At 48.8% G+C, this 19,306-nt stretch carries 15 protein-coding genes and 1 pseudogene; 2 read left to right on the top strand and 14 right to left on the bottom strand.

What is annotated here, in order from left to right:
- Positions 1 to 23 precede the first annotated feature (23 nt).
- The 7 genes from K0036_RS00360 to K0036_RS00330 all read right to left on the bottom strand — a co-directional run bounded on the left by K0036_RS00360 (position 24) and on the right by K0036_RS00330 (position 10,461).
- Positions 24 to 1,196, bottom strand: coding sequence for a DUF58 domain-containing protein (locus tag K0036_RS00360; protein ID WP_025646281.1), 1,173 nt, complete (start codon positions 1,194 to 1,196; stop codon positions 24 to 26).
- Entirely contained in the window at positions 1,189 to 2,142 is a 954-nt protein-coding gene (locus K0036_RS00355; protein ID WP_220430437.1) for an AAA family ATPase, read from the bottom strand. The genes K0036_RS00360 and K0036_RS00355 overlap by 8 nt, the downstream gene beginning before the upstream one ends.
- Entirely contained in the window at positions 2,139 to 5,774 is a 3,636-nt protein-coding gene (locus K0036_RS00350) for a leucine-rich repeat domain-containing protein (RefSeq protein WP_220430436.1), read from the bottom strand. Before K0036_RS00350 ends, K0036_RS00355 begins: the two co-directional genes overlap by 4 nt.
- On the bottom strand, positions 5,771 to 7,477 hold the full coding sequence (locus K0036_RS00345) for an ATP-binding protein (protein WP_025646287.1): 1,707 nt from the start codon (positions 7,475 to 7,477) through the stop codon (positions 5,771 to 5,773). Before K0036_RS00345 ends, K0036_RS00350 begins: the two co-directional genes overlap by 4 nt.
- Before the next feature lie 190 nt (positions 7,478 to 7,667).
- Entirely contained in the window at positions 7,668 to 8,294 is a 627-nt protein-coding gene (locus tag K0036_RS00340; protein ID WP_227036236.1) for a hypothetical protein, read from the bottom strand.
- A 135-nt stretch (positions 8,295 to 8,429) separates the two neighbouring features.
- The gene (locus K0036_RS00335; RefSeq protein ID WP_220430435.1) at positions 8,430 to 9,752 is read right to left on the bottom strand and encodes a sensor histidine kinase; all 1,323 of its coding nucleotides are present in this window, start codon (positions 9,750 to 9,752) and stop codon (positions 8,430 to 8,432) included.
- A gap of 1 nt (position 9,753) precedes the next feature.
- On the bottom strand, positions 9,754 to 10,461 hold the full coding sequence (locus K0036_RS00330) for a LytR/AlgR family response regulator transcription factor (RefSeq protein WP_025646293.1): 708 nt from the start codon (positions 10,459 to 10,461) through the stop codon (positions 9,754 to 9,756).
- A gap of 124 nt (positions 10,462 to 10,585) precedes the next feature.
- On the opposite strand from K0036_RS00330, the pseudogene K0036_RS00325 reads away from it, so the two are divergent.
- Positions 10,586 to 12,322, top strand: a pseudogene (locus K0036_RS00325) (DUF885 domain-containing protein).
- A gap of 95 nt (positions 12,323 to 12,417) precedes the next feature.
- Here K0036_RS00325 and K0036_RS00320 read toward each other — a convergent pair.
- Positions 12,418 to 13,461, bottom strand: a complete 1,044-nt coding sequence (locus K0036_RS00320; protein ID WP_173694688.1) for a proline racemase family protein — start codon at positions 13,459 to 13,461, stop codon at positions 12,418 to 12,420.
- 117 nt (positions 13,462 to 13,578) lie between these two features.
- Here K0036_RS00320 and K0036_RS00315 point away from each other — a divergent pair, with 117 nt between their 5' ends.
- Positions 13,579 to 14,448 carry a LysR family transcriptional regulator gene (locus tag K0036_RS00315; RefSeq protein WP_025646300.1) on the top strand — a complete coding sequence of 290 codons (870 nt, stop codon included), beginning with the start codon at positions 13,579 to 13,581 and terminating at the stop codon, positions 14,446 to 14,448.
- Here K0036_RS00315 and K0036_RS00310 read toward each other — a convergent pair whose 3' ends face one another.
- From K0036_RS00310 to K0036_RS00285, 6 genes are all read right to left on the bottom strand, one after another.
- Positions 14,449 to 15,324, bottom strand: a complete 876-nt coding sequence (locus tag K0036_RS00310; protein WP_220430434.1) for a sulfite exporter TauE/SafE family protein — start codon at positions 15,322 to 15,324, stop codon at positions 14,449 to 14,451. It lies immediately after the preceding gene.
- Between the two features lie 14 nt (positions 15,325 to 15,338).
- Entirely contained in the window at positions 15,339 to 16,064 is a 726-nt protein-coding gene (gene prdB, locus K0036_RS00305) for a D-proline reductase (dithiol) protein PrdB (protein ID WP_220430433.1), read from the bottom strand.
- A gap of 3 nt (positions 16,065 to 16,067) precedes the next feature.
- A complete protein-coding gene (locus tag K0036_RS00300; protein ID WP_025646307.1) occupies positions 16,068 to 16,298 on the bottom strand; it encodes a CBO2463/CBO2479 domain-containing protein in 231 nt (76 codons plus the stop codon).
- A 5-nt stretch (positions 16,299 to 16,303) separates the two neighbouring features.
- Positions 16,304 to 18,085, bottom strand: a complete 1,782-nt coding sequence (prdA, locus tag K0036_RS00295; protein ID WP_220430432.1) for a D-proline reductase (dithiol) proprotein PrdA — start codon at positions 18,083 to 18,085, stop codon at positions 16,304 to 16,306.
- Between the two features lie 252 nt (positions 18,086 to 18,337).
- Positions 18,338 to 18,526, bottom strand: coding sequence for a hypothetical protein (locus tag K0036_RS00290; RefSeq protein WP_025646311.1), 189 nt, complete (start codon positions 18,524 to 18,526; stop codon positions 18,338 to 18,340).
- A 36-nt stretch (positions 18,527 to 18,562) separates the two neighbouring features.
- Positions 18,563 to 19,267: an ABC transporter ATP-binding protein gene (locus tag K0036_RS00285; RefSeq protein WP_220430431.1), complete on the bottom strand. Its 705-nt coding sequence runs from the start codon at positions 19,265 to 19,267 to the stop codon at positions 18,563 to 18,565.
- Positions 19,268 to 19,306: the final 39 nt, after the last annotated feature.

The raw sequence follows: 19,306 nt of genomic DNA, 5'->3' as shown, positions 1-19,306 counted from the left end.
GATCCTTTGAGGAAGGATTCTTGTTATATAGATATATTATGAGGATGGCTGTACAGCAGATCATAGGGAAGTTCCACCAGCTGGCTTGAGCCTCTCTGCGTCAGTCCCACCTGATCGCCGTTCTCCTGCAGGCATATTGCCGTCATGTCCAGTTCCCCTTCCATCTGGAATAATTCTTCCGAATATTCTCCCACCGCAACATAGATAAGCTTTGTATACTCCTTCTGCATTTTCTCAATCAGAAAGTTCTGGAGTACTATTCCGCTCTTCTTTGGAAGAGTGATCCCCATCCAGATATCTATCATCTGCAGATAATCCGCACGATCTGACACTTGAAGCCGCAAAATCCTGTCCCCTGCCGGTATTCCTATATAATGGGGTATTCCCAGCTCAATTAGCCTGCCGCTTACAGAGATCCCCAGTTCTACGGCAGATGACAATACTTTCTTATCCCACTGCTTCTCTTTGCCTCCAAGCCCGGCATCAAATAGAAGAATCGTATCATAATGGGACGTGTCGCTTCCTTCCCTGACAATCACAGAATCCATCTTGCTGGACAGTTTCCAGTGAATTGAGCGGATGTCATCTCCCGGGTAATATTCCCTCAAGTCAAAGACCTCGCTTACATCATTGCCCTTCCGGCTCTGATAATACTGTTCCCCTTCCAGATATCCCTGGGGCTGCCGCTTGAGCAGCAGGCGTATCGGCACCTTCCCGGGATGCACCGTCAGCATCTGCTCGCCCGGACATTCCAATTCCGCCCTGCACAGGCCGAAAAGGTCATAGCAGACAGCCTTTTCTACCTTCACATGCACTTCCCCGCACAGTTCAGAGCCAAACGGTATCAGAAAGGATTCCTGTCTGCCTGCAAGGGGAATCTGAATCTGCTGCCTCCCTGTAAACCCAAACAGCACATTACGGTATGCCATAGTAACTTCCAGAATTCCGGCTGCCCTAAGCCGCCTTTTCGAAAGTGCCTCCATAGATATCTCCAGTTCCTGTCCGGCAACGCATGCCGTTTGCATTTTCTGCATTAGCTGGATGCCTTTTGCATCAACAGACAGAAGTATCCTTAGCAAGAGCAAAAGGGCGGCCTCTGCTGCCACTGCCGCTAAGACATACCGGCTGCCGGACAGAAGGAGGATGAAAAGGGAGAAGAGAAAGATACTCCCATATATCTTCCGGCTTTTATTCATTCTTCCACCTCTTATTCATTGCAGGCGCCTGGAATCTTTTGAGGATATCCGCCAAAAGATCACGCTCCGTCACGCCTTCTACCCTGGCCTGAGGCCTCAGTACCAGACGATGGGCACACACGTCTACAAAGACAGCCTGCACGTCTTCCGGAACAACATAGCCTCTTTCATGCAGAATCGCATGAGCCTTGGACATCCTCGTCAACGCCTGCACTCCACGGGGACTGATGCCCAGTTCCACCAGTGGAAGCTGCCGGGTCTCTTCACACAGTTTTATAATATAGCGGAGCATATCATCGTTTAGCCGCACGGAGGACAGATAATTCCTGACCTCCAGGATATTTTCTCTGGTTGCCACCACCTGAATGTCTTCCAGTGGGTTGGCGTACCGGTGCGCCTTCAGGATCTGCATCTGATCTTCGGCTGACGGATACCCGATAGACAGCCTTGTCATGAAACGGTCCATCTGAGATTCCGGCAGCGGCTGGGTGCCTGACGTTCCAAAAGGGTTCTGGGTCGCGATGCAGATAAACGGCGAAGGCAGCATATGGGTCACTCCATCTACGGTAACATTATTCTCCTCCATGGCCTCCAGAAGGGCTGCCTGCGTCTTCGGCGAAGTACGGTTGATCTCATCCGCCAGCAGAAGGTTGCAGTTTGCCGCGCCTTCATGATATACAAACTCATTGGCCTGCCGGTTGAACATAGTAAACCCGGTAATATCCGACGGAAGCGTATCCGTCGTAAACTGGATTCTCTTATAATCCAGTCCAATGGCTCTGGAAAACGCCAGCGCCAGAGCGGTCTTTCCCACCCCCGGAGAATCTTCCAGAAGAATGTGGCCTCCGGCGTATATCGTCATCAGCACCTTCTTTATAATCTCGTCTTTTCCGATAAAAGCCTTCCTGACTTCCCGGACAATATGTTCCGACTGTTCGATAATCATAACTCTTCTTCCCCCTCATTCTCTGCCTTGCCGGACTCCGGCTCTGCATGGTCGGCCTCTGCATCTGTCCCGGCGTTCCCATTGCCGGTTCCAGCATCTTCCGCCTTGTCTTGTACATCGTCAATCTGCGGCTCGCCCCCGGCATCTTCGCTCTCGTTCTCTTCTTCCTGCGCTGGCATGGCATCCGGCGCTACCGGTGCAGGAGCCGCCTCAATGCGCGCCGCCTCAAGCCCCAGCAGTCTCCGCACGATATTCTCGCCTTCTCTTATCTGGTCTTGCGACAGTTCATTCTGATCATCCGCTCCGTAGCCTATCATAGCATATTTCCATGCCTCAATATAGGCTTCCTCTTTTCCAGCCGCATTTCCTGATAGCACAATACGGAAGTCATCCGGCAGATCCATGCCAAAGAGATATCCATATCCTACCCCATATAGGATCAGGCTTGGCGGAATGTCACTGCTAAACTCTACTTTTTTAAGTTTCGAGCAGCTATCAAAGACGGAGTAATATATATTTTCCATATTGGCGGGAATCTTGATCTCTGTCAATTGTGTACAGCCAAACGCGCCTGAAAGAAGGCCTGTGACTCCTTCCGGAAGGTCGATAGACTTCAGCGCCGTATTCCAGAATGCTTCTTCTCCGATCGTTTTCACTCCGCATTCGCTTCCAAAGGTCACTGTTTCCAGATTTGTACACCCCGAAAATACGCTGCTTCTAAGTTCCGGGCCATGAAATTCATTCTTGTACCAGTCAAGAGGGCCATCTATATGGATGGATGAGATGCCTGTACATCCATAGAACGTATAACCGCCGAGATATCTTAGCGTATCTGGAAGTATGATATCCCCGGTCACCCCGGAATCCATGAAGGCATAATCCCCTATATAGCGCAGCCTTGCCATCCCTGCCGAATCTAAGGTAAATGATTCTCCGCAGCCAGACATGGCTTCGTCGTCAATCTCCAAGGTATCGGGCAGCAACAGCACCTCTCCTGTAATATTATCGGTAGCGGCTAGCAGATACCTGCCTTCTTCATCCTCTCCATAAAGCAGCCGGCCTTCATTCTGGCTTTCCAGGAAATATGAAGCACAGCCTGGCGGCACATGATTGCCGTTATATCCGCTTGCCCCCTCCGGTACGCAGTATTTCATGCCTCCTCCTGGCCAATATTCATTTTCAAAGGTGGCCGAAGCAGCATTGAATGCCAGGAACCTTAACTTGCTGCAGCCTGCAAATGCATTCTCTCCCACGGTCACCGTATCGGTGGAATAACTTACAATACCCTGGATTTCTCTACATTTTTCAAATGCGCCCTCGCCAATTCTTTTGACGCTTTCTGGCAGTTCTGCCACCAGCAACTGTCCGCAATTGGAAAATACGTTGCTTCCAATCTCCTTGATCGTAACATCCTGCAATTCATTTCCGTTAAAGTACACCAGATCCTCCGGCACTTTCAGAAGAACCGCCCCATCTTCCTGCGTCAGATAAGTATATCCATCCTTGCTCTCCATCTGATTGAACGCCTCCGTCACGATCGCCTCAGCTTTCTCCCTGCCCAGCGCCTGCGTCCACGCGTCCACATAAGATTCTCCGGCTCCTTTGGGAACCTGTACTTGAAGAACGTCCAGATTATCAAAACTGTCCCCCTTAATAGCAGGCGGCTCAGCTCCCAGGCAGATAATACAGGATATCTGTCTGCCCGTCATTGCCTGGGCATTCAGAGACTTCACGCTATCTGGCAGGATAACTGTAGACAGGCTGGCGCTGCCTGCAAATGCTCCTTCCTCTATGTACTCCACTTTGTCCGGAACCGCATAGATGCCACCCACAGAATCCAGCAGCCCATACAGAATCTTGCCATCTCTAGATAAGATCGCCCCGTCTTGGATAATAAACTCTGCATCAGCGCCATTATCCGGAAGAAGCCTGTTGCTTCCAAGCCGGTCTCCCCAGGCTGCAAGATACGTGAAATACGCCTCCGCCGGAACATATAGAGACGCATCGTGAAGGTTTTCAAGTTCCAGTTTGATTGGCATGCCGGACTGAAAATGCATCTCTTCGATCGCATTATTGGATATCTCCGCATATGTCACGGTTTCCGGTACGGTAACCGTCTTCTTTTCTGACGGGACCGCATATAGGACCGTCTTATCTTTGTTAAGAAGCATGCCTTCAAAGGAAGCGTAATTAGGATTCTCCTCATCCACTTGGTAAGACTGGCTAACCTCCAGCCCAAAAGCATCCAGGTTCACTTCCAGCACGGAACTGGGAATCTTGATCGCATCCACGCTTACCCCATACAGGTCAATCATTCCAATACCATCCGGCACCTCCAGCATCTCCCTGCTGCCGGTATATTCATTCAGCGTCTGCAGGCACATCCAATAGTTCCAGTTCATTTCCATACTGACGCTCATTCCTTCCGGTACCGGAACCAATTCCAGAGGATACAGCACATGACGTCCCGGAAGCATCGGAGCGTATATCAGCGGTACCGGCTCGCCCTGCGGCGTCTCCGACCATCCCGGGAACATTTCCGGCAGGTCAATGGGAAGGGACCGGATATCCACCCACTCTTCTGGAAGTACGTCCGGATAGTAATTCAGTAGATTCCTGGTCTCTCCGATCTGTGGATACCATGCCGGTGATGAATAGGTTCCCTCTTCCCATCCGCTGAACATGACTTTGAATGGCTTTACCTTATAATTCCAGGTTTCCTTCTGCCATTTGCTTCCTTTATTTGGCCGAAAGTAAAAATCAACGGAAAAGTCTTCCTTAGCCACCTTGGGAAAACTTCCGATTTTAAAGTTCTCATTATAGTCTTCTATCCGGTATATTGTTGACATGCCTTCCCCGCTATCCACATCCACATAGACGCAGACAGCACAGAACAGCTTCCAGTCATCCAGTACCTCCCCGTAATAGATGGGGTTTGTCTCATATATATCCTCAGTGAGCCTTAAGGTAATCTTCACATTGCTGCCGTCCCCTGATATTCCTCCATCCGGAAATGTCTCTACCGGAATTAATCCTTCATAGATGTCGGGCGGCAGTTCCGGCCTGGGATCCGGGTCTGGAATAATGGGATCAGGATCCACGGATGGATGGGAATCATCCCCGCCTCCGTTTCCTTCGGATCCGTTCCCATTGTGGTTCCCATCTGGCCCAAATGTTCCGTCAGGTACTGTGATACTCCCGTCCCCTCCCGGAACCAGGATCGTCGGCCCGTCATCTCCGTCCGGGCTTCCGGGAATGCCTCCTGGCTGGTTCGCATCAGAGGTCATCTGATCGGCGCTTCCAAATTCCGCCAGTTTTCCCTTCGTTTCAAACAGGATGGAGGAGTCCGGCATATCTTCCGGGTTCAGCTTCTCTTCTGCCTTGTGGTCTTTCTCCCACAGATCGCTGTCTCCCTTCCCGCCGTCTTCCTGGCTGTACTCATCCTCCTCCGGGAAAATAACCTGGTTATCCTGTACTTTTTGGTTTTTCGCATAACTATCCGGGTCGAATATTCCGCCGTTCTGGTAACTATGCCAGACGATGGGCAGGCCAACGATCACCGCGCCTGCGGCTATGATTCTTTTTAAGGCTGCCTTTCCTGTTATCCATCCCCACAGACTGCTTCGCTTCATATCTGCTTTCTCTCTTTCATAATCCTGCCTATGCTTACACGCATGGCTTCAAAGTCAATCGGCTTCGCGAAATGGCCGTTCATCCCTATTTCCGCTGAATACCGCTGGTCCTCCACGAATGCGTCCGCGGAAAGCGCGAATATGAGAATTTCTTTTGCATCCGGCCTCTGTATTGACCGGATGGTTTTCGTGGCTTCCCGGCCATCCATCTCTGGCATCTGAATATCCATCAGGATCAAGTCATAGTGTCCCGGCGGATTGCTGGCGAACTTCTCTACCGCTTCCCGGCCGTTAGCTGCCACATCCACCTGGGCGCCTCTCATCTCAAGAATGCCTACCGCAATCTCTGCATTCATCTCATTATCCTCAGCCATAAGGATATTAAGGCCCTCATAGGAAAAGTCTTCCGAATCTTCCGTCTGCGCCGCCTCTTCTTCATCCTTTGCTTCCGCTTCCTGTTCATCTGCGATCGGAAGATTCAAAAATACCATAAAATCAGAGCCCTGTCCTGGCATGCTGTCTATGACGATCTCGCCGTCCATCAGGCGCACCATCTGATCGGCGATTGCCATGCCAAGGCCGGAGCCTCCATATTTCTTGATAATATCCGCGCTCTCCTGCTCAAAGGGACGGAATATCCTGCTGATGAATTCCGGCTCCATTCCAATTCCCGTATCATGGACGCGCACCATCAAATCTATCCTTCCGTCTTCCTTAAGCATCTGGCGGAACGTTACCCTAATCTCGCCCTCGCTGGTAAATTTTACGGAATTTGACAGGAAATTAATGAGGATCTGCGATATTCTCAGTTCATCTCCTATTACAAAGTTCACGTCAAAATCCACAAACTCCAATGCAAAATGGACGCCTTTTGCCTCCACATTCTTCTGGAACATGACACGCAGCTTGTCCCCAAGTTCCCTTAAGTCAAACGCCTTTTCTTCCAATTCAATCTTGCCAGCCTCGATTCTGGACATATCCAGGATATCATTGATCAAAGACAGCATATATTGGGAGACTTCCTCCGCCTTGCAAAGATACGGCTTCGCAGGGCTATCCTCTTTTAACTGGCTCTGGGCAAGGGCCATCATGCCGATGATTCCATTCATCGGCGTACGGATTTCGTGGGACATCTTAGACAGGAAGGTCGTCTTATACTTGCTGGCATCTTCCGCCTCCTGAAGCCTTTGCTCCAGTTCCTTGAACCGCTCCTTCTCTTCCGTGATATCCCGGAACACAAACAAATCGTGCTTCTGGTCGCTTAGCCGTGACACGCTTAATCCCAGCCACTGCTCTCTTCCATTCACACGAAATTCCCTGTTTAGCACGCTTTTTCCATCCCAGCTTCCATAAGAACTCCAGAATTCCTTCCCTGTCTTACGATCCGTCATGCCATTAAGGACTTCTACATCTCCCAGGAACCGTTCCTTATCTATATGCATCATATTCTCGAAGTTATCTGTAATGAATATCGGGCAGAAATCTTCCCGCCTGATTAGGACATGCACCTCCTGCTGCCCTTGGGAGATCGCTGTATAGTAAAGATGCTCGCCCTCCCATTCTCTTCTCTTTTCCTTCCTTTTCCGGCTTAAGAGCGCAAAGCAGCCCAGAAGGATCCCCGCAATGAGTATTTCTGCTAATAGAATAATGATGGGTCCGGCATATGCTCCAAGATTCAGAAAGAATTGTTTCATCCCCTCCATGCCTTACCTCTCTTCCGCATCTTCAAAAGAAAATGCTTAAGTAAATATAGTTCTACTATACCATATTTTTCCTGGAATGTATATGAATGAACCGGCTTATTATAGGCCATTAACGGTAAAATGAAAGAGGATATCCCCCATAGCGCAAGTCCGGGAAATATCCTCTGGTTATCGTCACATATTCTATTCTCTATTGTGGAAATAATGCGTCTGCCAGTTTCTGCACTTCGGATTCTTCCAGGCCATAGGCGCCGTTGTCATCCTTTGTCACGTTTACCTCGACCGTCGTCGCATCTCCATATGTATTGCCGTCAATGCTCTTCTGGATGCTTTCAACCAGGATATCAGTAAATACTGCCGGGTCTGACGGCATCAGTCCCTGATTCACTTTCTCTTCCGTCACGGAAGTGGAATTCTGCTCCAGCGTCTGGTATATATTGGAAGGCTCTACTTCCACGGTCACTACGTAGTTGCCATTGTCCTGCTTCTTGGCATCTTTCACTTCATATTTTGCCAGCTTCTCAACTTTTTCAAGCATTTCCTTGTATCTGGCCTTGCCTTCATCACCCAGGTCAATGATAGCCGCAACCTCCTGATCGATCTGCTGGTCCACATCCTTGTCGAGATCGGCTTTTGCCTCTTCCTCAGAGATATCCAGATATTTCGCGTAGTCCTTATACTCTCCGTGATAGTGCGCATCCAGCACGCTCTTTACATAGCCTTTCGCGTCAAAGTCCTTTCCTTTGCAGGCTGCCAGGCTTAAGCACAGCATAACGGCAAGCGCTGCCGCCAGCCATCTTTTCATATTTTTCATCATACATCCTCCCTCCGGAATGTCATTTCTTCTCAAAGGATTCGCATTCCTATGACAATTTTACCAAATTTCTGCGGCTGCTCAATATCCTCGGCTTAAAAAGCTGCTGAAACGGCACGCTTTGCCATCTTCTTTGACTCAACTGTTACGAACCGGCAGGAATACATGGACGCAGAACCGGTCTTCTTCCTCATAGTATTCTACCATGCCCTGGGCCTCCGCCACCATCTCTTCTACCGTCAAATGGCCGATGCCATGCAGGTCTTTATGGGGCTTATTCGTCTCAAGCGTAGGATTGTCCTTTAGAACGGAATCTACAATATCATTCTTAATGGTAATATTCAGCACGTCCTTATCTTTCTCTATCCGAAGCTCGATTCTTTTCCTGCACGCTTCCTCCCTGCTTGCTTCTATAGCATTATCCAGCAGATTGAACAAGATGATCCCCAGCTTAAGGCCTGTTACTTCGCTTACGTCTCCGGTGACAAAGCAGCCAAATTGGATCCCCGCCTCCCTGCACTCCAGTATCTTCGTGTTGATCACAGCATCCAGCACCGCATTATGCGTATCCACGCAGTCCTGGTTCTGAGTGAGGTATCTTCCCGTAAGTTTCTGTAGATAGTCCTCAAGTTCCGCATACTGCTTCTTATCCAGCAGCTGCTGCATATTCAGGCAATGATTCTTATAGTCATGGTGGAGCTGGCGAATTCTGAGTCCGGCCCGCTCTGCTTCCTGGATCTGGCGTTCATTTTCCCGGCTCTTAAACTGCTGCAGCTCATATCTTAACAGCTGGCTGTTCTGCTGCCCGATGCGGAAGATGGAGTAGCCAATGTACAGGCAGATCAGCGCGAATCCTACAGCCGCCGCAAGCATCAGCCTGCTGGCAGCCAGGTCATACAGATAGGTATTGCTTACATAATGAAGGAAAAATTCAATTCCCATTGCCGATGCCATCAGTACATTGATAATGGCATAATACCGCTTCGACAGATATAGATTCTCATCCTGTATCACCGCGCTGACCTTGCTTAGCATAAGCCAGAGCAGAAATTTGGATAACACCGCCCCTATACAGAAGGGAATCGTATAACTAGCCATGAACTTCCCTGCTGGCTGCAAATTTAAGACTGCCAATGTCTGCATCACCAGAACGTTGATGATGCTCACCGTCAGAAAGGGTAATAGGCACCCCAGCAGCTTCAGATGGATGTCCCCTTGCATAAAGATCCCTGTAAACGCAAAAACCAGAACGATATCCGCCAGGATCACCAGATAATGGCTGTAAACAAAATATCCATTTAACTGGCTTAGCGCAAACAGTAGGATCCACAGTATTGCCGAGAGCACTCTGGGGCTTGTATACTTCTCCTTCCAAGGAAAGCACCGGGTGAGAAAATATACCACGATTCCTGTCTCTACTATATTCGCAGCCTCTCCAATGAATAGCATACCCTGATTCATATTAATTTCTCCTGCTGATCATAAACTGCTCTTTGACTGCCTTGTGACGTTCCCGGCTGATGGGGAGCCTGGCTCCGTCTGTCATGATCATCTCGCTTTTTTCTATAGAATAGCATTGCCGCAGGTTTACGATATACCCCAGATGAATCCTGACAAATCCCTGTCTGGCAAGCATAATTTCGTAATCCTGCATATTTCCCCGGATAGACAGATTCTCTCTGTTCTTTAGATGAACGGTAATATTGTGCCTGTACTTTTCCAGGTAGACAATATCTTCCTTTTTCACATGCCTGACAAATCCTTTTCCCGCAAATTCTATGACCATATCTTCCTGCTTCTTCTCCCGGAGATATCGCCGGACAGCCTTTGGAATATCTTCTGCCATGCTCATCTTCCGGATGATCTGGAACGGCCCATAGGTAAGGGACTTTAGCACCAGATGGTCGTGGCTTGTAATCAGGATCACATCCTTGTTCTTTCCGACCTCTTCTAATTCTTCAATGACCTCTATCCCTGACTTGACGGGCATGTCTATATCCAGAAAAATCAGTTCCTCGCTGCGGATCTGATACTGGCTGAGAAATTCTTCCCCATTTTTGAACAGATCCATCTGATATGCAATTCTCTGTTCCTTAAGTTCCTTCTCGATCAGTCCTTGTATCCTCTCTGCTGCCATCTGCTCGTCGTCGCATATGGATATGTGCAGCATATCGTCACCCCCATACCATCTCTTAATTCTTAATCTTATCACAGGACTGGCAGGAATTCTATGGCTTCCCGGCATGATACCTGTTTTATCGGCATATAAATGTAAAAAAACCTCAAGGACCACTATGTCAAAAAAACGTTCTGCCATCATAGTATCTCTCTTCTTAGCAGCCATTTTCCTATCTGTAGGAGTCTTCCGGCATTTTCACCACGATGAAGACCAGCGCTTTGAAAACTATACAAGATCCCTGTTTTGCCAGGAGGTATCCGGAAGCACGATCACCCTCCACTATACCTTAAAGGATCCTTCTGCCTATGGGATCAAAGATACCCCCGTCACATATGGCGCTTGCAGCACGGATACTTCAGCCATATGCGCTTCTGTGGAAAACGCGCTGGCGCTGCTTCAGTCTTACGACCGCAAAGAACTTTCCTCCAAGAACAAGCTCACTTATGATGTACTGGAAGATTATCTCTCTTCTTCGGTAAAGGAAGCCAAATTCTCTCTGTACGACGAGCCCCTGGCTCCGCTTACCGGTACCCAGTCCCAGCTTCCGGTGCTTTTATCAGAGTATCAGTTCTACGACGTCTCTGATGTCGATACATATTTAAAACTGCTGTCCAAGACGCCCGAGTACTTCCAGTCCATCATTGAATTCGAGAAGGCCAAGTCCGAGGCCGGGCTTTTTATGGCCTCCTATTCTGCCGACGATATTATGAAGGAATGTCAGGCCTTTATCGATATGGGAGATGAGAACTACCTGTATTCCTCCTTTGAGGAACGTCTGAAGTCCTTAAAACTGACAGCGGAAGAGCAGGCGTCCTACATCGAGAAGAACGCTTCCGCCATCAAAGAGTCTATCTTTCCCTCCTACAGCCTGTTAAAAAATGGCCTGGCTGCCTTGCGCACCAGCGGCAAGAACAATAACGGACTGTGCTATCTGCCAAAGGGGCGTGAATACTATGAAAACGTCGTTGCAAGCGAAACCGGCTCCAGCCGTACGATCCCGCAGCTTCAGCAGCTGACGCAGGCACAGATGCTGGATGACCTGAAAGCCATGCAGACTGTGCTGGCTGCTTCCACACAGGGTTCCTCTATCTCCTCCGATGTCTTCAAGACCCAGGGCACGATACTGGAAGATTCAAATCCTGCCTCCATATTGGCAGACCTGGAAGGAAGGCTTAAGGACTCATTCCCTGCTCCTCCCGAAGTCAGCACCCAGATTAAATACGTGCAGAAGTCTATGGAAGAATATCTAAGCCCTGCATTCTACATGGTGCCTGCCATCGACAGTACCAAGAATAACGTCATCTACATCAACCAGGGACACATGCCCGACGACATCTCTTTGTTTACAACCCTGGCTCACGAAGGATATCCCGGACATCTGTACCAGACAGTCTACTATGCGAGCCGAAAGCCGGACCCCATCCGCAATCTTCTTAATTATGGCGGATATACGGAAGGCTGGGCTACTTACAGCGAAATGATGAGCTACTACTATACGCCGCTTACCAAGGAGCAGGCAACCCTGATGCAGAAGAATACCTCCGTCATTCTGGGCCTGTATGCGCTGGCGGACATGGGCATCCACTATGACGGATGGACGCTGTTAGATACGGTCTCCTTCTTCCGCGGCTATGGCATCACGGATACGAATACCATAGAAGACATCTATGACCTGATCATTGCGGACCCTGCCAACTACTTGAAATATTACATCGGCTATGTGGAATTCCTGGAACTGAAAAAAGATGCCATGGATAAGTAGGGAGACGGATTCACCCAGAAGCGGTTCCACAAGGCCGTACTGGATGTAGGGCCGGCATCCTTTGATGTGATCCGAAAGCATATATTCTAAATGGTGCGAATATGTGACTCCATAAATAGAAGACAGGAAGAAAGACGGTTTGCCTTTCTTCCTGCTATGCAAGACAATATTCCATTTACCGTAGGCTAATCCCCGATTCCCACGGTAAACCCATATTTTAGCGGATCATCCTGATCTATGATATATTTGCCGACTCCGGTTATGTTGGCGCTTCCGGTAATCTCCGGCACTACTGCCGTGAATTCGCCCACCTTCGTGATCTCTTTGATTCTACCTTTGAAAATAGTACCCATGAAACTTTCGTTCCTTAGTTCCTGGCCAATCTCTATCTTACCGGCTTTGTACAGGCATGCCAGTTTCGCGCTTGTTCCTGTCCCACAGGGAGAGCGGTCCGCCTGCAGATGACCGAATGTGACCACGTTTCGGACATCTGCATCTTCCCGGCCCGGCTTGCCATAAAATTCAATCGCGTCAATGCTCGCAATATCCAATTCCGGATGCCGGACCTTTGCGGCGGGATCTGTTTTCAGCCTGCGGATGATGTCATACCCGATCTTAATAAATTCATTTACCGTATTATTATTGATTTCCATACCATATTGAGCGGCGTCAATCATGGCAAAAAACTGTCCGCCAAAGGCTATATCATACTGGATGTCCCGGCCTTCTGACCGCATGGTGAGACCTTCCTTATAGACAAATGACGGCACATTCGTCAGCGTGACTTCAACGGCTTTCTTATTCTCCACCTTAACTTTTACTTCTATAAGCCCCGCCGGCGCTTCCAGCGTCAGATAGGTGTACGGCTCCTTGACTTCTACCAGCCCTGCTTCGATCGCTGCCGTTGAAAACCCAATCGTGCCATGGCCGCACATGTTAGTAAAGAGCGTGCTCTCCATAAACACAATTCCAAAATCGGCCCTTGGGTCGCATGGCTCAGTGATAATCGCTCCGAAGCAGTCCTTATGCCCTCTTGGCTCCAGAAGCAGCGCCTCTCTTAAGTGACTATAATGCTCCTGAAGATACTTGCGTTTCTCCACCATCGTGCTTCCTTCGATCTTCGGCATGCCATCGAGCACGATTCTGGTAAATTCTCCCTGCGTGTGGGTGTCTATAACAGTAAAGGCCCGTTCATAGTTTGACAGGTCTATATTAGGTATTACGTTCATTTTTTTACTCCTTCCACTATATTCCAATAATATATTGCATTGTATTATTTACTGCAAAATGCTAGAATCATCGTAACAACTTCGTTATTTTATTATCTAACCTCAAAGGAGCGCTGTATGAATAAGTATGAGATCATTTTAAAAGCATATGAGACAGGAAACATAACCAAGACAGCTGAATCCTTGAACTACACACAGTCCGCTGTCAGCCAGGCCATCAACAATTATGAGAAAGAACTGGGCTTTGCCATCTTTATTCGTTCGAAATCCGGAGTCTCTCCTACTGCCGACGGCTTAAGAATCATTGATTCCATCAAGCGGATCATCAAGGAGGAAGAGCGGATTCAGGAGATAAGCAGCAGCGTCAGCGGGCTGCATTCCGGCACCATCCGCGTGGGTGCCTTTACCAGCGTTTCCATCCTCTGGCTTCCAAAGTTCATGAAGGAATTCAACGAATTGTATCCCAACATTCAATTTGAGCTGATCTCCGGCAATTATAATGATCTGATCACTCTGCTAAAAAAAGGAGATCTAAACTGCAGCTTCCTGTCCTCAACCACCGCCAGGGACTTTTGTTTTACGCCCTTGTATAAAGATGAGTATATGGTGATATGCCCAATGGATCATCCCTTTTCCCGTATGGCCTGCGTTCCCTTGAAGCTTCTGAACGCCGAGACATTCATCATGCCTGGCGAAGGCCTGGATGCGGATCTTGGGGCAATATTTTCCGAAAACCGGATTCATCCCCACCATAAATATTTATCATCCGACGACGCCGCATCCCTTGCAATGGTCGAGACCGGCCTTGGCATAACGCTGCTTCCCCGTCTTGTTGTCGACAGCGTCAGCAATCATGTATGCAGCCGGCCTCTGAAAGAGCATTATTACCGTTCTCTTGGCATTGCTGTAAGAGACGAAAAATATGCATCCAAGGCAACCTTAAAATTCATTGACTTCGTACGCAAGCAGGCTTTGGAACTTCCATGATCAAGCCGCAGCCTTGTTCTTGCTGGCCCGGATTACCATCGTAACCGAAGAGTACAGAACCACTACGATCACCAGCCATTGCAGCACGGATATGGGCATAGACTTAACGATGTAGACCGCTATTGCCACTCCGATAACGCCGCCTGCAGCCATTCCCATAATGGCATTGCGGTTTACATTGCCTGCCTTAATATTCAGGATTCCAGTAGTTGGCGATACCATAGCCCCGCTGCACATCATGATCGGGAATGCCACAAGAGGACTCATCCCCAGGAAGTATACGATACACATGCACGGCGCATAGTTTCCGATTCCAAAGCATAAGGTAAATCCCAGAATAAAGTTGCAGATACAGGCAATTACCAGTTTTGTTCCCACCAGTCCTACTGCCATTCCGCCTCCCGGCAATATTCCCAGCTTGCTTCCAAGCATCAGGATTGCTCCAAGGAACAGGGCTAAGCCCAGAATGAACTGTATCATCCGTTCGGATACTTTTGTCTGGAATCTCGTTCCTACCAAAGATCCGATGATGCCGCAGAGCACCATAGGTACAAGCGTCGTCAATTTCACTTCTACCGCGGTGATGAATAAAAGCGCCTCGAAGATGACCGGGATTGCCACTCCCGCATTCATGGTTCCCGGAACCTTCCGGTCATCATCAATCATTTTGAATCCTGCATAGGCCGCGCATGTAGGAGCAAAGGATCCGATTCCCAGCGCGTCAAAGAAATTGACGACAAACCCCAGGATATAATGGGCGACCTGCATCTTTACGGACATATCTTTTTCCCTGTTTTTAATAAAGTCCCTGATAATAATGGTTCCAACAACAACCGCATAAGTGATCAGGACTATCTGAATAATTCTTAATGCCACGTCTCATTCCTCCCTTATATCTTTGCGTGATATTCTATCGGCAGCGGCTTAATCAGCCCTGGCTGGTCAGCTTCCTCCATGAACTTTAATGCTTCTTTGACAATCTGCGTCTGCATCGCAGGGTTATTCGGCTCGCCTGCATTGGCACCCATAGGCACCGTAGGCGCGATCGCCCTGGGAGTTCCCTGCTGCCTGCACACAGGAGGCAGGGCGGCAATAATGCAGGTAGATATCCCGGCTGCCTCAATCGCTCTCTGCACCGTTACTGCAGAGCGGTGGCAGGTGCCTCAGCCCGCGGTGAGAAGAACAATGTCCGTTCCTTGCTCTTTAAACATCTCCGCAATCTCCGGGCCAATCTTCTCTTTTAAAAGTTCTACGTATCCGCCGCCTCCCATGAATCCGGCATTGTTGTCGCAGAATTTCTTAATGAATCCTTCGTCTTCCAGTTCTTGCATCCTCTGGTATGGCCACATGCAGTTGATATCCTTGTTGACATCTGTGTGATCGTATCCGCCATGCGTAATCATAAGTTCATCTGGCAAAACATCTTTAGGAACGGTTCTCCAGCTCCTGTCTCCAGATGTCTTATATGGAATCTGCGTTTTCAGATGCACGCCGCATGCGCTTGCGAATCCTACGACGCAGTCCTTTACCGGCTTCTTAAGCGGCGTCCAGACAGCCTCCGGCGTGATCGGCGTAAATATTTCTGATTGTAGTTCTTCATAAGTAGTTAGCTGCATACCTTAGTCCTCCCTATATTGACTCATATTTTCCATTTCAATCAAACTCATCTTCCAGGTTACCTTATCCCCGATCTTTGGATACTCATTTCCCAGTATTGCCCGAAGCGGCATTTTGATAATCCCCATACGGGCGGTGATCCTGATGGTGACTTCCGTCTCATTTACGTCTGTAATAACGCCCGAATACAGTACCGCCTCGTTATTCACCTTAATTCCATTAATCATCAGCATCTCTGCTACGCCTCCTTGATCTTTTCTGCATTCGAATCGGCAACCGCCTGGCTCCACTGCCTCTCCGCCTTTTTAAATGATCTGCCCATCATCTTATTCTTCATCATTGCTACGCAGCGCTGCGCCACTTCCGGAGTCATCTGGTTCTCACAGAGGTTATCAGTCTCCCATCCATCTTCGGAGACGCACATATCTACCATGGTGTCCATATATTTATTGCCTACTACCAGCGCGCCCTGAATTCCGCAGAATGAAGTTCCCACTACCGGGATGCCCTGCCTGCCGATCTGCTCGATATGGGAGGCGAAGTCTACGTGGTTATTGCCAAATCCTTCTGTACTTACAATGCATCCATCAATGTTCATTGATTCCACTACTGCTCCGACTCGCTCGGATACATAGAACTTTTCCGTGCATGCCTGCGGGCTTCCCACAAAAAGTACACCCAGGAAGTGAATCTGCGGATCATGAGCCAGCAGGTCAATGATTGGCTCTCTAAAGTACAGCCTTGTTGTCTCCTTGGTATCCGGCGTAATGCATGTCAAAGCATGGATGCCGCCGTCGCGTACCTCATTAACCCTTAAGAATACCGGCACGTTTCCAAGATCCACATTGGGTCTCGCCCCTACATATCCGCATGGCTCTTCCGGAAGGATCAGGTTGTCATGCATTGCCCCCTGTCCCATGATTTCTTTTACATACAGGACTCTCGGCTTTCCGATATGCTTGATGTCATCCAGCACCTGCTTTTCTGCTGCCTTCTCCTTATCCAGTTCCCTCAATGCTTCCCGGATCTCCTGCGTCAGTATATCCGCGGCCTTGTGCGCGGCCATCGGGCCTGGGCGCTCCATCTGGTATCCATCTTCTATTACTACATGTACCCGGATAACAATGTCATCTTTATCCGGCGCCCCCGGACGGCCAAATATTACCTTCTCGCTGAAAATGCCATCGGATGAAGCCGCGTCTGAGCACTGCTTGCCGCTTTCCTCCACTCCGGTGAGCATAACGACTACGCCTCCGGCCTCGTAGGTAACGCCTTCTCCTAATTTGCCCTCTTTCTTTACCGCGATAGGGCAGATATCCATCATGCTGTTGGTATAGACATCCTGATTATCCGGCGTGATCAGGTCTACCTTCACATCCTTGATAATCGGACTTGCGCCTTTTGCGTCCTCTTCCAGCGTCTTTCTTACCGTAAGCACGCCATCCTCGATCTTCGTCTCATTTCCGAGAATCACTTTATGGATTGGGAAGATGTATTTGGTCAGTTCATGTGCCAGGATGTCCTTCCCTGCCATTTCCACTGTTTCCTTCTCTTGCGTTGCTGCTTTTTTGGAAAGTGTTGCCACGTCCGCAGTAGGATAGCCTCCTAATGGAAGTTCAATATCAATTCCCTTCCCTTCTCCGATATGTAGTTTTAGCGTATTGGCACCCTGGGTTCCCGAATATGGATAGGCTGCCTGGGCCGCCGCTTCGGATAGATCCTGCGCATATGCCTCTTCTTTTTCTTTTCCCTCTGTTTCTTCTTCCTGCTCCTGAATCTGATCCACAAGTTCTAAAGTAACAGGCGTCAGAGAATCTGCTGTCTTTGTGAGCCTGGCTCCCAGAACCTGGCCGATCGATAAGGCTCCTTCTAAACTGAGCAGGCCGGAATCCTCCAAATCATCAAATATAGCCGGATCCTCCAGATTATGAGCTGACAGCACAGTGCCTTCTTCTGCCCTGCAGCAAAGCACTGCCGGTGAATCCTTGTGTTCGTTTGCGTACTCTACAGATATTGACATAATTTACCTCCTTGATAGTTTTCTTTTGATCCTTGTCTTGATTGTATCTTTCATGTTTCGTTTGAACTATTCCGGATCCCTTATTCTTATCATCAGAAAAATTAATGGCACGCGTTTGGCTTCTTCCGCTTGTTAATTATTAAACATTCTATGGATTCCATTAGAATTTTTAATGGTAAGCAAAATTAAGGGGTGCCGTACCTATCACATAAGTACGACACCCCATTTGTATTTTGGCTATGAATCGATATATTACCAATCTTTCTTCTTTCTTATTTCTTCGGACTCATTTTCTTCATCATCAAGTTCTTGAATCTGCGCATCGCCTGTTTCCACAAACATCTCAAGCATCCTGGCTATCTCATGCTGGGCTATGGGACCCGCACCCAGGGACAGGCTCACCAGCAGGGTGAGGAATAATTTATATATCCTTTCTTTCATTCATATTCCTCCTGTTCAGCCTCTGTTCTTCTTTACTCAATTGTCCAGAGGTACCTTCTGATTCATTAATGTCCGTCCAGCCGCAAGTCTCCCGTCCACGATCGCGAGCACCCGGTCGCACTGGGCCGCAAGCCTCATATCATGGGTGATCATGACGATCGTCTGCTTATATGTCCTGTTCAGCTTGCAGAATAGGTCCATTATTTCTTTCGTATTCTTCTGGTCCAGATTGCCGGTGGGCTCATCCGCCAGGATGACTGCCGGATGCGTGATCAGCGCTCTGCCCACAGATACTCTCTGCTGCTGGCCTCCCGAGAGCTGGCTTGGCAGATGTTCTTTCCGATCCTCCAGCCCCAGGATCGAAAGAATCTGCGCCAGCCTCTTCGGGTTAGGCTTCTTCCCATCCAGGAGCAACGGAAGCAATATATTTTCCTCCACCGTCAATATAGGAATCAGGTTATAGAACTGGTAGATAAGGCCGATCTGACGTCTGCGGAAAATCGCCTGATTTGTCTCATTTAACCGGAAAATATCCGTCCCTTTCACCTGCACGGTCCCACTATCCGGCTTATCCACACCGCCCAAAATATGCAGCAAGGTGGATTTCCCGGAACCGGAAGGGCCTGTTACCGCCACGAATTCTCCTTCTTCTACAGAGAAGGAAACCCGATCCAGGGCATGTACGGCGGTGTCCTTTTCCCCATATGTCTTTGTTACATTGTCTATTCTTAATATTTCCATATGCCCTCCTAACTTATGCCATATTGGGTTACCTTGTCT

The organism is [Clostridium] scindens (assembly GCF_019597925.1).
Lineage (GTDB): Bacteria > Bacillota > Clostridia > Lachnospirales > Lachnospiraceae > Clostridium_AP.
This window is presented reverse-complemented; position numbering and strand designations above follow the sequence as displayed.

Coding starts and splice junctions, on each gene's coding strand:
- K0036_RS00350 (WP_220430436.1), bottom strand. CDS start 5,774: ATGAAGCGAAGCAGTCTGTGGGGATGGATAACAGGAAAGGCAGCCTTA.
- K0036_RS00360 (WP_025646281.1), bottom strand. CDS start 1,196: ATGAATAAAAGCCGGAAGATATATGGGAGTATCTTTCTCTTCTCCCTT.
- prdA (WP_220430432.1), bottom strand. CDS start 18,085: ATGTCAATATCTGTAGAGTACGCAAACGAACACAAGGATTCACCGGCA.
- K0036_RS00330 (WP_025646293.1), bottom strand. CDS start 10,461: ATGCTGCACATATCCATATGCGACGACGAGCAGATGGCAGCAGAGAGG.
- K0036_RS00315 (WP_025646300.1), top strand. CDS start 13,579: ATGAATAAGTATGAGATCATTTTAAAAGCATATGAGACAGGAAACATA.
- K0036_RS00300 (WP_025646307.1), bottom strand. CDS start 16,298: ATGCTGATGATTAATGGAATTAAGGTGAATAACGAGGCGGTACTGTAT.
- K0036_RS00355 (WP_220430437.1), bottom strand. CDS start 2,142: ATGATTATCGAACAGTCGGAACATATTGTCCGGGAAGTCAGGAAGGCT.
- K0036_RS00320 (WP_173694688.1), bottom strand. CDS start 13,461: ATGAACGTAATACCTAATATAGACCTGTCAAACTATGAACGGGCCTTT.
- K0036_RS00335 (WP_220430435.1), bottom strand. CDS start 9,752: ATGAATCAGGGTATGCTATTCATTGGAGAGGCTGCGAATATAGTAGAG.
- K0036_RS00340 (WP_227036236.1), bottom strand. CDS start 8,294: ATGATGAAAAATATGAAAAGATGGCTGGCGGCAGCGCTTGCCGTTATG.
- K0036_RS00285 (WP_220430431.1), bottom strand. CDS start 19,267: ATGGAAATATTAAGAATAGACAATGTAACAAAGACATATGGGGAAAAG.
- K0036_RS00290 (WP_025646311.1), bottom strand. CDS start 18,526: ATGAAAGAAAGGATATATAAATTATTCCTCACCCTGCTGGTGAGCCTG.
- K0036_RS00345 (WP_025646287.1), bottom strand. CDS start 7,477: ATGGAGGGGATGAAACAATTCTTTCTGAATCTTGGAGCATATGCCGGA.